This is a genomic window from Acinetobacter sp. 766875 (genome assembly GCF_000582055.1).
Taxonomy (GTDB): Bacteria; Pseudomonadota; Gammaproteobacteria; order Pseudomonadales; family Moraxellaceae; genus Acinetobacter; species Acinetobacter nosocomialis.
Genome location: NZ_JEXX01000011.1, coordinates 32,108 through 45,348, shown reverse-complemented (window position 1 = coordinate 45,348; position 13,241 = coordinate 32,108). Strand labels below are relative to the sequence as shown.

The 13,241-nt window shown below is 32.2% G+C and carries 12 protein-coding genes; 4 read left to right on the top strand and 8 right to left on the bottom strand.

The genetic code is table 11. The features are described 5' to 3' along the window. Nucleotides 1–5: 5 nt before the first annotated feature. The 8 genes from J576_RS11205 to tviB are packed head-to-tail and all read right to left on the bottom strand — an operon-like array spanning nucleotide 6 to nucleotide 8,362. Nucleotides 6–626, bottom strand: a complete 621-nt coding sequence (locus tag J576_RS11205) for a sugar transferase (RefSeq protein WP_004735659.1) — start codon at nucleotides 624–626, stop codon at nucleotides 6–8. Between the two features lie 12 nt (nucleotides 627–638). After that, nucleotides 639–1,466, bottom strand: a complete 828-nt coding sequence (locus J576_RS11200) for a glycosyltransferase (protein ID WP_000493217.1) — start codon at nucleotides 1,464–1,466, stop codon at nucleotides 639–641. Nucleotides 1,467–1,472: 6 nt separating this feature from the next. Further along, nucleotides 1,473–2,507 (bottom strand): glycosyltransferase family 4 protein, encoded by a 1,035-nt coding sequence (locus J576_RS11195; protein WP_000697341.1) that lies wholly within the window; start codon nucleotides 2,505–2,507, stop codon nucleotides 1,473–1,475. 3 nt (nucleotides 2,508–2,510) lie between these two features. Further along, nucleotides 2,511–3,452 (bottom strand): glycosyltransferase family 2 protein, encoded by a 942-nt coding sequence (locus J576_RS11190; RefSeq protein WP_000142497.1) that lies wholly within the window; start codon nucleotides 3,450–3,452, stop codon nucleotides 2,511–2,513. A 4-nt stretch (nucleotides 3,453–3,456) separates the two neighbouring features. After that, on the bottom strand, nucleotides 3,457–4,839 hold the full coding sequence (wzy, locus tag J576_RS11185; protein ID WP_000367709.1) for an O-antigen polysaccharide polymerase Wzy: 1,383 nt from the start codon (nucleotides 4,837–4,839) through the stop codon (nucleotides 3,457–3,459). Between the two features lie 6 nt (nucleotides 4,840–4,845). Continuing rightward, a complete protein-coding gene (locus J576_RS11180) occupies nucleotides 4,846–5,793 on the bottom strand; it encodes a glycosyltransferase family 2 protein (RefSeq protein WP_000584983.1) in 948 nt (315 codons plus the stop codon). Beyond that, nucleotides 5,793–7,082 carry an MATE family efflux transporter gene (locus J576_RS11175; RefSeq protein ID WP_002050533.1) on the bottom strand — a complete coding sequence of 430 codons (1,290 nt, stop codon included), beginning with the start codon at nucleotides 7,080–7,082 and terminating at the stop codon, nucleotides 5,793–5,795. The genes J576_RS11180 and J576_RS11175 overlap by 1 nt, the downstream gene beginning before the upstream one ends. A 2-nt stretch (nucleotides 7,083–7,084) precedes the next feature. Beyond that, nucleotides 7,085–8,362 (bottom strand): Vi polysaccharide biosynthesis UDP-N-acetylglucosamine C-6 dehydrogenase TviB, encoded by a 1,278-nt coding sequence (tviB, locus tag J576_RS11170; protein ID WP_000487067.1) that lies wholly within the window; start codon nucleotides 8,360–8,362, stop codon nucleotides 7,085–7,087. Nucleotides 8,363–8,566: 204 nt separating this feature from the next. On the opposite strand from tviB, the gene J576_RS11165 reads away from it, so the two are divergent. From J576_RS11165 to bamJ, 4 genes are all read left to right on the top strand, one after another. After that, nucleotides 8,567–9,667, top strand: a complete 1,101-nt coding sequence (locus tag J576_RS11165) for a polysaccharide biosynthesis/export family protein (RefSeq protein ID WP_002050473.1) — start codon at nucleotides 8,567–8,569, stop codon at nucleotides 9,665–9,667. Between the two features lies 1 nt (nucleotide 9,668). Continuing rightward, entirely contained in the window at nucleotides 9,669–10,097 is a 429-nt protein-coding gene (locus tag J576_RS11160; RefSeq protein ID WP_002050525.1) for a low molecular weight protein-tyrosine-phosphatase, read from the top strand. Between the two features lie 21 nt (nucleotides 10,098–10,118). Then, on the top strand, nucleotides 10,119–12,314 hold the full coding sequence (locus J576_RS11155; RefSeq protein ID WP_002050571.1) for a polysaccharide biosynthesis tyrosine autokinase: 2,196 nt from the start codon (nucleotides 10,119–10,121) through the stop codon (nucleotides 12,312–12,314). Nucleotides 12,315–12,510: 196 nt separating this feature from the next. Next, nucleotides 12,511–13,233: a BamJ family beta-barrel-assembly machinery protein gene (gene bamJ / locus J576_RS11150; protein ID WP_002050492.1), complete on the top strand. Its 723-nt coding sequence runs from the start codon at nucleotides 12,511–12,513 to the stop codon at nucleotides 13,231–13,233. The last annotated feature ends 8 nt before the right edge of the window (nucleotides 13,234–13,241 follow it).

Sequence of the window (13,241 nt, the reverse complement as noted above, 5' to 3'; positions counted from 1 at the left end):
AAAATTTACTTTACAGATGAGTCGACATTTTCTTGGACGTCATTACCTTTAAATAAAGATGGTCCTACATGCCCTGGTGCATTAATACCTTCGCGTCTTAACATCACTTTGACTGTTTTAAACATGATTTTAAAATCAACCCAAACACTATGATTGTCTACATACCAAACGTCACATTTAAACCGTTCTTCATAATCCAGTTCATTACGTCCACTGACCTGAGCTAAACCAGTCATTCCAGGACGTACTTCTAAGCGACGTGCTTGTTCTGGTGAATATAAAGCGACAAAGTCTTTTAACATTGGACGAGGACCCACCACACTCATATCACCTTTTAAGACATTAATAAGCTGTGGCATTTCATCTAAGCTAGTAGAACGCAACTTCTGCCCAAATGGAGTAATACGAGCCTCATCTGGCAATGGATTCCCCTGCGCGTCAAAGGCATCCTTCATCGAACGGAACTTAATCATTTTAAATAATTTTCCGTCCTTCCCAGGTCGTTCTTGATAAAAGAATATAGGCGAACCTAAATTTTTACGGACCTTATAAGCAACTATCAGAAATATTGGCGACAGTACGGTTAGAGCTATTAAAGAAATGACTATGTCTACTAAACGTTTCATATTTTCATTCACTCATTTTTTAATATCTTTACGAAGAAAGGTATTATAAATTTTACCTAGCATATTTGCTGGCAACAGTCTAAACGCAGACCGTATCAGAAACAGCATATTAGCATATACAGGATTTTGTAACTTTAGTTGTTTTTTTAAATCTAGTAACTGTTTTTCACTTTTAATATATTGGAAACCTTTACGTCGTGCGTGCATACCATTACCAACACGAGCATATAGAAGGACGTCAGGTAAGTTCGCAACTTTATAATTATTACCAATTACACGTAACCATAAGTTGTAGTCTTCCATAAATAAATGATGCTGATAACCTCCGAGAGATAAAATAACATCACGCTTGTACACGACGGTCATATGGTTAAAGGGACAACGTTTTTGTGCAAATTTTTTAATCTCGTCATGTGTTAAAGGCACAGACTTGATTACATCGGCATCAGCAATATCTTGATTAAATTCAATTACTTGAGAACCAAACAAAATAACATCCGGATTTTGCTCTATGAAAGCAAGTTGTTTTTCAAACCGATCAGATGTACAAATATCATCAGTATCCATACGAAAAACCCAATCAGCACTACACTGTTTTAGCCCTTCATTTAATGCCTTACCAAGCCCTACGTTTTGCGGTAACGCAACTACTTTTAGTTTTTCAGCGATTTTAACTTGCCACTCCTGTACAGAAGTTGTGAGTTGCTCACCAATAGGCCCATCTAAAACTAAAACTATTTCACTTGGCTTCAAGCTCTGATTATCCCAAATGCTTTCAAAACACTTTTCTAGATATTCAGGTTTTTCTTTATGATATAGAGATAATAGAACCGAAAACATACAATTTTAACCTTCCAAAACCTTTTCAATCCAAACTTTTAAGATCTGTTCAGGTTGATATTTTTTAGCATTGATCAATGAATTTTGTGAGAATTGCGCCAACATATCTGGAGAGGAAGCAAGTTGTAAAATCGCATCTGCCAATGCCTCAATATTTTGGTTCTCAACCAACAAGCCATTTTTATGATTTTGAATAACATCGCTTGGTCCAAAGGGACAATCATAAGAAACTATAGGTAACCCGAAACTCTGCGCCTCTACTAAAACCATAGGTAAACCTTCATACTTAGACGACATTACAAAAAAGTCTGATTGTCTATATACCTCTTGCACATTTGATGTACTTCCTTTCAAAATAACGCGCTGTAGAGAGTTCTCCTCAATATAATCTTGTAGCATTTTTTTGTGTTCACCTTCACCATAAATATTAAGGTGCCACTCTGGTATTATTTGATATATTTTTTTCCAAGCTTTCAATAAATGAAGGTAATTTTTCTGATCGGTTAAACGGCCTATGGTTACAATTTGTTTTCTACTCAGCGGAGATTCCGAGACAATAGGGAAGGGTGAAAAATTGGGAATAACAATAACTTTAGAATGAAATTTATCAAATTGTTCTTTATCCTTTTGGGTTAAAGTAACAACCTGATCAACCCACTTGTAAAAGAATTTACTTAAGACTTGAACTTTTTTAGGACGACTAACAAAAGAGACATGCTCTAATATAACCAATTTTTTGATTTTAGGTAAAAGAGTACATAATAAAGATAACTTACCCATATTATGTACAATCACAATATTATAAGAGTGAAGAGAAAGATGTATCTTTAATTTTTTATAAAATTCAAAGAAGTTACCTGAAATTGCCACTACATTTACATTATCAGAAACTGGATAAGCTGTATTACTTTTATTAGACTCTCTGTTTAAAAGAGTAACATCATAATTAGCCATGAGAGATAATTTGTTTGCCAGTTCAATAGCAACACGTTCAGTTCCAGATTTGTTCTTTAAAGAATTAATTACAAAAAGAATTTTCATAGATTAGCCTATCGTAATTATTTTAAAAACCAATCGCTTTAAAAGATATTGCAATTGAAATCTGGATTTCATGACGCATAAGCCTATAAAAAATAACATTTTCAAAAACTTTTTATCAGCCTTTGCCATAAATGCAGATTTTAAAAAAATATTTGACTGATCAAAATCCGCTTTATATTTAGAATATTTTTCTAAATATTGTGAAACATTCAATTCACTAAAATCATCTTTTCCAGTTTTTAGCCTCATCTCATATAGATCAAGCACATAATTTGACATCAATCTCTGATTAAAACCAATTGTAGAGGTAGTATTCCCGTCACGAATACGAACTGAATATTCATAACTATTTAGATTAGTAAAGAGTAAACCTAATGAATGCATTCTTAATAAAAAATCATAGTCTTCAGCACCAGGAATTTCTCTATATCCTTTAAGTTTAGTATAGACTTCTCGCTTAGCTAACCAAATATGTAGAACTGGCGAACTATACTTTATTGTTTTATTAATAATATTATCATTGATTGGCATTTCTTGCTTACCAATTATTCTATTATTAGGGTCTATAGTATTAACATGACAACCCACTAAATAATATTGAGGATTTTTTAACAAAAATTCTAACTGTTTTTCTAGTCTTTCTGGCGTACTTATGTCATCGCCATCCATTCTTGCAATGAATTCTCCTTTTGCCTGTTCTAATGCGAAATTTAAAGTTTTTACTATTTTTAAGTTTTTATCATTTTTATAAAGTCTAATTCTTGGATCAATCATAGCTAATTCAGCAACTATATTGTATGTATTATCAGTAGAGCAGTCATCAACTACTATTATTTCAATATTTTTATATGTTTGATTACAAATTGAAAAGACTGCTTCTTTAACAAAAGCTTCAACATTGTAAACTGGAATCAAAACACTTATTAAAGGCTGCTCAAAAGTCATTTAACTATCTCTTTTTAATAACAATAACAAAAATAAAAATAAGGAGGAAACAGACAAATGAATAAATTAAACCAGAACTAATAGAATACATCAAACTCCGTGGTGCGAACATAAAAGCAGGAAGCGAAGACAATAATACGTATAAAAACAATACATTTTTTTTAGATTTTTCTATTAAATAACAAAAAACTAATCCTAATATAAAAGAAAAAAAACTTAATAACAAATAATTACGTCCACTTAAAATATACAAGTCTAAAAAAACAGACCACCCTAAACCAAACCCATTATCAAATAAAGAGTTATTTAATGTATAAGCAAAAAAAGCGCCTGAATTATAATTTTGGCTTCCTGTCACTAAACCTAACGATGAAAACAAACCAGCTACAGGAAAAAACATTGTTACATAAGTCAATGGAGGCCATTCTGCATGTAAACTATTTACTATTGATGGCAATATATAAGTTAGACTTTGTACATAAATAAATTTTGATAGAGGATTTTCTAAACCAAAGTCGCTTCGACCTCCTCTAAAGCTTTCTAAAAATTGTGCAAAAATCATTAAAGAAATACCCAGTAATGAAATTTTAAAAAAAGGTAAATCTCTTTTTGTTATTAAATTATACATCCATAAACAAATTAATACCCAAACAAATAAAAGTGCTCTTTGACCAACAAATAGATTTACTAATATATACAAAAACAGAATAAATAAAGAAAAATATAAACTTCTTTTATTATTGCATAAAACACCGGTTGCTACCATTATAGGGAGAAGTAAACTTGCTATACGTTGAGCACCAAAACTATAATCCGCCTGACCTGTATACAACCCTTCATAACCAGCTACCATAAACATTGAAATCATTTCATAGGATATTGGAAACCATAAAATAAAAAGTATAGTTGCACTTAAAAAGTTTAAAATATAAAATGTTTTTTTATAATTCAAATTGCTTAATTGTATATTAAACTCTAACCGAGTAGAAAAAATCAAGCTACCTAATATAAAAGAAGATAACGATAATTGCCAAAAAATTAAACTCTCAAAAAAATCTAAATTATTAAAATAAAAAAGCTGCCCCCAATACAATTCATAGTAATCTCGATATAAACCAAAAAAACTTAAAAAAACTCTACCTAAAGCAAACAAACAACTTGATATATAAAACAAGCCTTGAGGAGAAAATATTTTCACCCTATAAATATAAAACAAAAAGGGGATTAGGGCAAAGTTTAATATATATAAAAATTCACAAAACTTATGATAGAAGCTATCACTTAAGTCATTAAAAATTCCAAAAAAGTAAAATAAAATACAAACAATATTAAATGTTAAAAAAATTACAGTTGCTATTATTTTATTATTTTTAAAAACCATATCCATATTCTTTCACACCCATTTCTTTTTTAACTTTAATAACACTAGATAGATAAAAGGAAAATACTTTAACAAAAAAATCTTATAACTAACTCTATAATTTAGCTTAATATTTGCCTCCTCACTAATAACAAATGAATAGACTGTAGACAAACTTTGCCCTCTATCTATCATTATTGATATTTTTTGAGATAAAAATTGATTATAAATAATAGAATAAAGAGGATATTTATTTGTTGGTATAAATTTCTTTATCCCTAAGTCAATTCCATTTAGAAGAGGTGCTGGATACCCACTTCTAATTGAACTACCCTCTCTATGTCTGTAGCAAATAAGTTCTTTTTGCAATTCAAAAATTTCTAGACCATTTGCAAAGTAATAAATTTTTGGAAAATACAGCTTATCTTCCATATATACATTAATATCAAAAGCAAATTTACTTAGAATGTCTTTTTTGATAACTCTTAACCAAGGATACCAATAAGACTGTAAAAACAACTTTTCTCTATAGGATTCATCATTTATTGAAATTTTACTATGTGTAACAAAACAAATATTCTCAACATAACCTTTATCTGTATCATATTGTTTAGCATTAAAATGAATTATTTCTACTTTTTTCTCATTTATAACTTTTATTAATTCATAAAAATAGTTTGGTAATAAATAATCGTCTGAATCCAAAAATCCAACATACTCACCCTTTGCTATTTTTAATGCATTATTTCTAGCAACGCTTTGTCCTTGGTTTTTTTGATCAATAAAAACAAATTGTTTTTCAAAATGAGGATATTTCTGAGCAATATAATTACGTGCTAAAGCCATAGATCTATCAGGCGTACCATCATTAATCAAAATAATCTCTACGCCACTGATCAATTGATTACATATACTCTCAATACACTCAACAATATATTCTTCTACTTTATATATAGGAACAATTATACTTAAAATTATCATTAGTTGTACTCTTTTCTATAAGTGGAAGGTAAAAAAATTCTCTTTTGAACATCGAGTATGATTCTATCTTTATAAAAATAATTAAATATAGAAAATGACATAATTTCTGTAGTTAAAATGGCAAAAACTGCACCATTTAAACCCCAAAAATGAACAAAAAAAGCTGTTAGTATGATATTAAAGACAACTAAATAAAGTGTTTTTTTCTTCAAATAGTCATATGCATTAAATTTCAACAAATACTTCTCCGCAATTGTGGAAAGCCCTGAAAATAACGTAACAAATACTGTAAATATTAGAATATTATTTACACTTGCATATTGCTTACCATATAACCATTCAATAATATAATGTCCTGTTAAAGAAAAAATAACCATTACTAACAGACAGATTAAAATGATAACCAAACTTAGCTTAGCAACCATATTTTGGCTTTTTTCAAAATCCTTCTCAACATAAACTTGTGTAAAATATGAAGAAATTATTGCAACCAAAACAAAATAGAAACTATTCCCCAATGTCATTGCTACAGTATAAATACCCAAATCATATTGGGACTTAATACCTAGAAATAACTGCGATGTTTTTGTAAAAATTGCAACTGAAAGTGAGTAGAAAGCAAGTTTACGCCCCACACCCAACATAAATTTTCGATAACGCTTAAATTTTTCTACTACAATATCACTTTCACTCACTTTTTTCTGTGCATACAAATACTTTCTAATAAAAAAAGGTACCAAGGTAATCATTATTATCGGAATACATAATAACTCTATTGCTAACTGAAATTTTGCGATACAATATCTTATAATTAGTGAAATAATCAAAGCTAAAATATTACAATATGCATTTATTTTAGATTGCAAAATTGCATTAAAATATATTAAATATACATCGTGAACAGCAAAATAAATCGCCACACTTGTCGCAAGTGAAAATACAAAAGTTAGATAATCAGTAGTATAATAAATATAAAACAATGTAAGTGATGAAAAGCCAAGATACAGAATATCTCTAATTATTTTTGTGGAATCAATTATATATTCACCTAATTTTTTGTTTTTAGATGTTTTTTGAAAAATAATATTTTCCGATCCAAACATTGCAATTGTTTGAATGATCGCAAAAATTGAACTTGCAAAGGTTAGCTTTCCAAAGTTTTCAGGACCTATATACTTTGCAACAAATGAGGTAACAAAGATTAAACCAAAAATTGAAATTAGTTTTTCAGACATCATCCAAACAGAATTGGCAAATACTTTGTTCTTTAACTTCCCAATCAATACCATTGTTATAGTCTTAAATCTGCATCTACTTTATTAAGAACATGCTTTAAATCATAAAGGACATGCTTTTTTTTACCTAAAGAATGAAAGTCTTCAGTACTCATTACCTTAAACTGATCATGTGCAACTGCAATTACGATAGCGTCATACCGACCTTGTTTTAATTCCATGATTGGAGCTAACCCATACTCTGCTTCAACCTCAGCACTATCTACCCAAGGATCATAGATATCAAGATCTAAATCGTATTCTTTTAGTGCTTTAACCATATCTACAATCTTAGTATTTCGTATATCTGGGCAGTTCTCTTTAAAACTCAAACCTAAAATTAATATACGAGCACCAACAACTTGGATACGTTTCTTTACCATTTCTTTGATCAATTGGGTTGCAACATATTCACCCATACGATCATTTAAGCGACGAGCTGCCAAAATAATTTCTGGATGTAAACCAATTGACTCTGCTTTATGCGTTAAATAATACGGATCAACACCAATACAATGACCACCAACTAAACCAGGTCTAAAGTTTAAAAAATTCCATTTTGTACCTGCTGCCTTGAGTACATCTTCTGTATCGATACCCATTTTATTAAAAATCAGAGCCAACTCATTGATTAAAGCGATATTCACATCTCTTTGTGTATTTTCAATGACTTTAGCAGCCTCAGCGACTTTGATACTCGGGGCCTTATGTGTCCCCGCCTCAATAATTAAATTATATACTTGATCAACATAGTCAGTGACCTCTGGAGTCGAACCTGAGGTAATTTTTAAAATATTAGTGACACGTCGTTGTTTATCACCAGGATTAATACGTTCTGGACTATAACCAACAAAGAAATCTTTATTAAAATTTAAACCGGAATGTTTTTCTAATTCGGGTATACAAACCTCTTCTGTCGCACCAGGATAAACCGTTGACTCATAAACAACGATATCTCCTTTTTTTAGAACTTTAGCAATGCTTTGGGATGCTTTTATGAGAGGGGTCAAGTCAGGTTGTTTAAAATCGTCAATGGGTGTTGGCACAGTGACAATGAAAAAGTTTATATTCTGTAAGTCTTGAATATGTGCTGTATACGACAAATGCTGTACGTGTTTTAACTCATCAGAAGTCACTTCTAATGTATGGTCATATCCGTTTTTTAACTCTAATATCCGATTTTCATTTATATCAAATCCGATTGTAGGTTTATGTTTACCAAATTCAACTGCCAAAGGTAATCCAACATACCCTAAGCCGATAATTGCTATTTTTAGTTGCTCAAGTTGAAACATATATAAAACCTAACCATTTAATTTTAAATGGAGAAACATCATGGATACGACCTACTACGTTAATATAGCAGACTTTAAACAAAATTTTCTCGAAATATACAATCACTGCTTGGCAAATAAAGTATGATTTGGGTTAATTATAGACTACAATCCAATGTCTTCATGCAAAGTATCATTGGATTACAAACAATAAAGGGTTTGAATGTGAAGCACCAAAGCACATTATTATTTTTAGCCATTTCACTTTCGTTTACAGGATGTGCAGTCACCTCAGGCTTACAAACTTACGACTTACCTGAACAAGGTACTTTTAAAACAGAACAAGGCGCAGAGGTTTCTGTTGTTCAACTCACCCAAAACAATATTCCAAAGATTAGTTCTGAGGCTTTGCGTCCACAAGGAAATATAAGCGCCTTATTTAATACTCCTTTTTATCAATACCGCTTAAGTGCTGGGGATGTTTTATCTATTCAGCTTTGGGCTTATCCTGAAATTACTCCTCCTATTCAAGGTGCCTCTACTGATATTAAAGCATTTGGATACCCTATTGATTCTGCAGGAAATGTACAGTTACCACTTGTAGGCCAAGTTCACATTGCAGGGAAAACACTGGCTGAGACCAATAAATATTTACGAAGTCAATTTGCTAAGTATTTAAAAACACCTGATGTTGTAGTTCGCGTGTTGTCATATCAAGCTAAACGCTATTTTGTTAATGGTCAGGTTATGAAAAGTGGACAATACACTTTAGATGATCAACCAATTAGTATTTATACAGCCTTAAGTATGGCTGGAGGTGTAAATCAAGAGTCTGGTGATAATACTGATATTCAACTCATTCGTAATGGCGAAGTTTATAATTTAAATGTCGTTGCACTTGAGAAACAAGGTTATTCACTACACAAATTATTAGTCCAACCCAATGATACAATTTATGTAAATACTAAACAAAATCAAAAACTCTATGTTATGGGTGAGTCTAATAAAAGTTCAGCAATTCCATTACGAGATCAGGGAATGACCCTAAGTGATGTATTGGGCGAGAGTGAAGGTGTTAATCCATACTCGGCAAGTGCAGCTCGTATTTATGTCATGCGTACAGATTTACAAACAAAAAGATCAACAATCTATCAGCTCAATTTGAGTAGCATTGGTAACCTTGCATTATCTAATCAATTCCAAATGCAAAAAAATGATATTGTTTATATTGATGCAACTGGTTTAACACGCTGGCAGCGTATTATGAACCAGATTGTACCATTCTCAAGTGCACTTTATACCTTTGATCAATTGGGTAAAAACTAGAATGCAGTTACAAAATATCTTAGTAGTCTGTGTAGGTAATATTTGCCGCAGTCCAATGGCAGAATACTTTTTAAAGGCCCAACATCCTACATTAAATATCTCATCTGCTGGTATTTCAGCCCTAGTAGGTCATACTGCAGATGACAAAGCGATTCATTGTATGGATCAGTTGAATATTGATATGAGACCACACGTGGCTCGCCAGCTCAGTGCTGAATTGATCAAACAAAATGATTTGATTTTAGTAATGAGCAATAATCAGCAAAAGCATATTGAACAAACTTGGCCATTTGCTAAGGGTAAAATTTTTAGGCTTGGCCATTGGCAAGGGCAAAATATACCTGACCCCTATCAGCATGACCAAGCTTTTTTTGATCAGACTTGCCGAAACATTCAAAGCTATGTGCAAGATTGGCGCACTCAATTATAATTGTATATTAGTTGTAAATTTATGAACCAAAACTCTAAAACTAGCGAAGATAGCATCGATTTAAAAGAGTTATTCTTTTCATTGATTGCACAGTGGAAAATCATAGCATGCTGCGTGGTCTTAAGTTTAATTTGTGCCTTGCTATACTTACGGATAACGCCAGATACTTATTCTGTAGATGCAATGGTACAAGTTGAGGACAGTAAAGGCGCTGCCTCTGCTGCTTTGCTTGGTGACCTTTCTAAAGTCAGTGGAGGTCTATCTCAAAAATCACCAGCTGATCCAGAAATAGAGATTCTTCGTTCTAGAATGGTTTTAGGACAAGTCATCCAGAACCTTAATCTTGATATTAACGTCAAAGATAACCAATCAGGATTGATCGACAAGTTAATTTCACAAGATAAGAGTAGACTTGAGTATCGTCATGAATCTGTACTGTACAGTAATCAAAATAATAATTTGATTATACGAGAACTTAAAGTACCTGAATATTATTTAGATAAACCCTTAAAGTTAGAGTTCAAAGGTGCAAATCAATTCACTTTAACATACAAAGATCAAGTTGTATTTAATGGTCAATTAAACAAAAAAAATATACTAAATACAAATAGAGGTCTTTGGCAGGTACAACTTAATGCTCAAGGTAACCTGAAAGAACAAAGCTATACTTTAACTAAACTCGCTCTACCAACAGCCGTTAAAAATTTTAATGATATCTATAGTGTTGCTGAAAAAGGTAAAGTGACTGGTGTTATTGGTTTAAATTATCTAGGTCAAGATCCTGAGCACATTACACAAGTACTAAATAATGTTCTAACTGTTTATCACCAACAAAACATTGAGCGAAAGTCTTTAGAATCTAAACAAACTTTAGCTTTTCTTGAGAAACAATTACCAGAGCTTCGAAAGCAGCTAGAAGATTCTGAGATCAAGTTTAACCAATTTCGTGAAAAGTATAAAACAGTCGATGTAAATGCTGAGTCGGAGCTATTACTTAAGCAAAATATTGATTTAGAAAAGCTTAAAATCGAGCTACAACAGAAACAAGCTGAGCTTTCTGCTAAATATACCAATGATCATCCATTAATCCGTCAAATCGATGCACAAATTACAGAGATTAATAAAAAGATTGCTGATCTTAATAATCGTTTAACTCAACTTCCTGAAACACAACGTTTATATTTACAACTATATCGTGATGTAAAAGTAAACACAGAGCTCTATACGTCGTTACTAAACAGTTATCAACAGCTTAAAATTGCTAATGCAGGTGAGATTGGTAATGTTCGCATTATTGATACTGCTGTAGAACCTGTTAAACCTATTAAACCTAAGAAATTAATTGTTCTAATACTTTCTATTTTTGTTGGTGGTTTTATCGGTGTATTAATTGCATTATTACGTAATATGATGCGTAGCGGAGTTAATGATTCAACTCAAATTGAAAATGAATTAGATTTACCAGTTTATGCGACTGTACCTCGTTCTCCTATTCAAGAAACTCGTATGAATATCTTGAAAAAGAAAAAGAGTATTCCTATTTTGGCAGTTAAAAGTAGTGATGATATTGCGATTGAAAGTTTGCGTAGTATTCGTACAGCCATTCACTTCGCTTTAACCTCAGCAAAAAATAATATTATTATGATTGCTGGCCCGTCTCCAGAAGTCGGTAAATCATTTATTTCAACTAACTTAGCGACTATTTTCGCACAAGGGAATAAACGTGTATTACTGATTGATGCTGATATGCGTCGTGGTTATATGCATAAATACTTCGATGTTGACGTGAAACCTGGTCTTTCTGAATTACTAAGTGGCCAAGCTGACTTGACACAAGTTTTACATAAAACGCAAGTTGCGAATCTCGACGTGATTACCCGTGGTAAGAGTCCAACCAACCCTTCAGAAATGTTGAGCTCTACCCAGTTCAAAGACTTACTAGAGAAGTTCCAAACTCAATATGACCATATCATTATTGATACTCCACCAGTGCTTGCAGTAACTGATGGTATTATTATTTCTCAGTACACTGGCGTGAACTTAATTGTTGCTCGTTATGCTAAGTCTCATATGAAAGAGCTTGAATTAACAGTTAACCGCTTTGAACAAGCTGGTGTTAAAGTGAATGGCTTTATCCTTAATTATATTCAACGCTCTGGCGGCGGTGGTTATGGCTATAACTATGCTTATGCATATAAAGCACAAAAAGAAGATTAATTAAGAGTTTTCTTAAAAAGCCGGATCAAATGATCCGGTTTTTTTTATTTGATTTTTTAAGTTTCACCAAATTAAAACTAACTAAAATATATAAAAAAACCACTCGTTTTTTTTGTTAAACATTCTATGCTTAAGTCGAAGCATGCTAAGATCGAAGCAGCCTTTTAGACTCAAATGATTATTTTTGGAACCTTTTATGAGTAAAGCCTTACCCATTGCTGTCGCTGTAGTTTTAGGCGGTGCTGCACTTGTACCTGTATATTATGCAACTCAACATCCGACCACAGAAGTCGGACGTAAAGCAGACAAAAATGCTTCTCCAATTCAAAAAATCAGTTATGTTCTTGGTTATGAAGTTGCGCAACAAACTCCTCCAGAATTGGACACTAAGGCCTTTGTTCAAGGGATCCATGATGCTCGTGGCAAGCAACCAAGTGCTTATACTCAAGAAGATTTAAAAGCAGCTGTTGCAGCTTATGAAAAAGAGTTACAACAAAAAATGCAGCATCAAGATAAACCAGAGCACGAGGGTGCAGCCTCTGAATCTGCAGACGCACAGTTCCTTGCAGAAAACAAAACTAAAGCTGGAGTAAAAACTACAGCATCAGGCTTGCAATATATCATTACGAAAGAAGGTACTGGTAAACAGCCAACAGCCCAGTCCGTTGTTAAAGTACATTATGAAGGCCGTTTAATTAATGGTCAGGTTTTTGATAGTTCCTATAAACGTGGTCAACCTGTTGAATTCCCACTTAATCAGGTCATTCCTGGTTGGACTGAAGGTCTTCAACTCATGAAAGAAGGCGGAAAAGCGACTTTCTTTATTCCATCAAATCTTGCATATGGTCCACAAGAACTTCCAGGGATCCCAGCAAACAGTACACTGATTTTTGATGTTGAACTCATTTCAGTGAAATAATAACAATC

Bases quoted from the DNA above. Each gene is read 5' to 3' on its own strand.
- J576_RS11160 (WP_002050525.1), top strand. From the start codon at position 9,669: ATGCAGTTACAAAATATCTTAGTAGTCTGTGTAGGTAATATTTGCCGC.
- bamJ (WP_002050492.1), top strand. From the start codon at position 12,511: ATGAGTAAAGCCTTACCCATTGCTGTCGCTGTAGTTTTAGGCGGTGCT.
- J576_RS11155 (WP_002050571.1), top strand. From the start codon at position 10,119: ATGAACCAAAACTCTAAAACTAGCGAAGATAGCATCGATTTAAAAGAG.
- J576_RS11200 (WP_000493217.1), bottom strand. From the start codon at position 1,466: ATGTTTTCGGTTCTATTATCTCTATATCATAAAGAAAAACCTGAATAT.
- J576_RS11195 (WP_000697341.1), bottom strand. From the start codon at position 2,507: ATGAAAATTCTTTTTGTAATTAATTCTTTAAAGAACAAATCTGGAACT.
- J576_RS11175 (WP_002050533.1), bottom strand. From the start codon at position 7,082: ATGGTATTGATTGGGAAGTTAAAGAACAAAGTATTTGCCAATTCTGTT.
- J576_RS11190 (WP_000142497.1), bottom strand. From the start codon at position 3,452: ATGACTTTTGAGCAGCCTTTAATAAGTGTTTTGATTCCAGTTTACAAT.
- J576_RS11180 (WP_000584983.1), bottom strand. From the start codon at position 5,793: ATGATAATTTTAAGTATAATTGTTCCTATATATAAAGTAGAAGAATAT.
- tviB (WP_000487067.1), bottom strand. From the start codon at position 8,362: ATGTTTCAACTTGAGCAACTAAAAATAGCAATTATCGGCTTAGGGTAT.
- J576_RS11205 (WP_004735659.1), bottom strand. From the start codon at position 626: ATGAAACGTTTAGTAGACATAGTCATTTCTTTAATAGCTCTAACCGTA.
- wzy (WP_000367709.1), bottom strand. From the start codon at position 4,839: ATGGATATGGTTTTTAAAAATAATAAAATAATAGCAACTGTAATTTTT.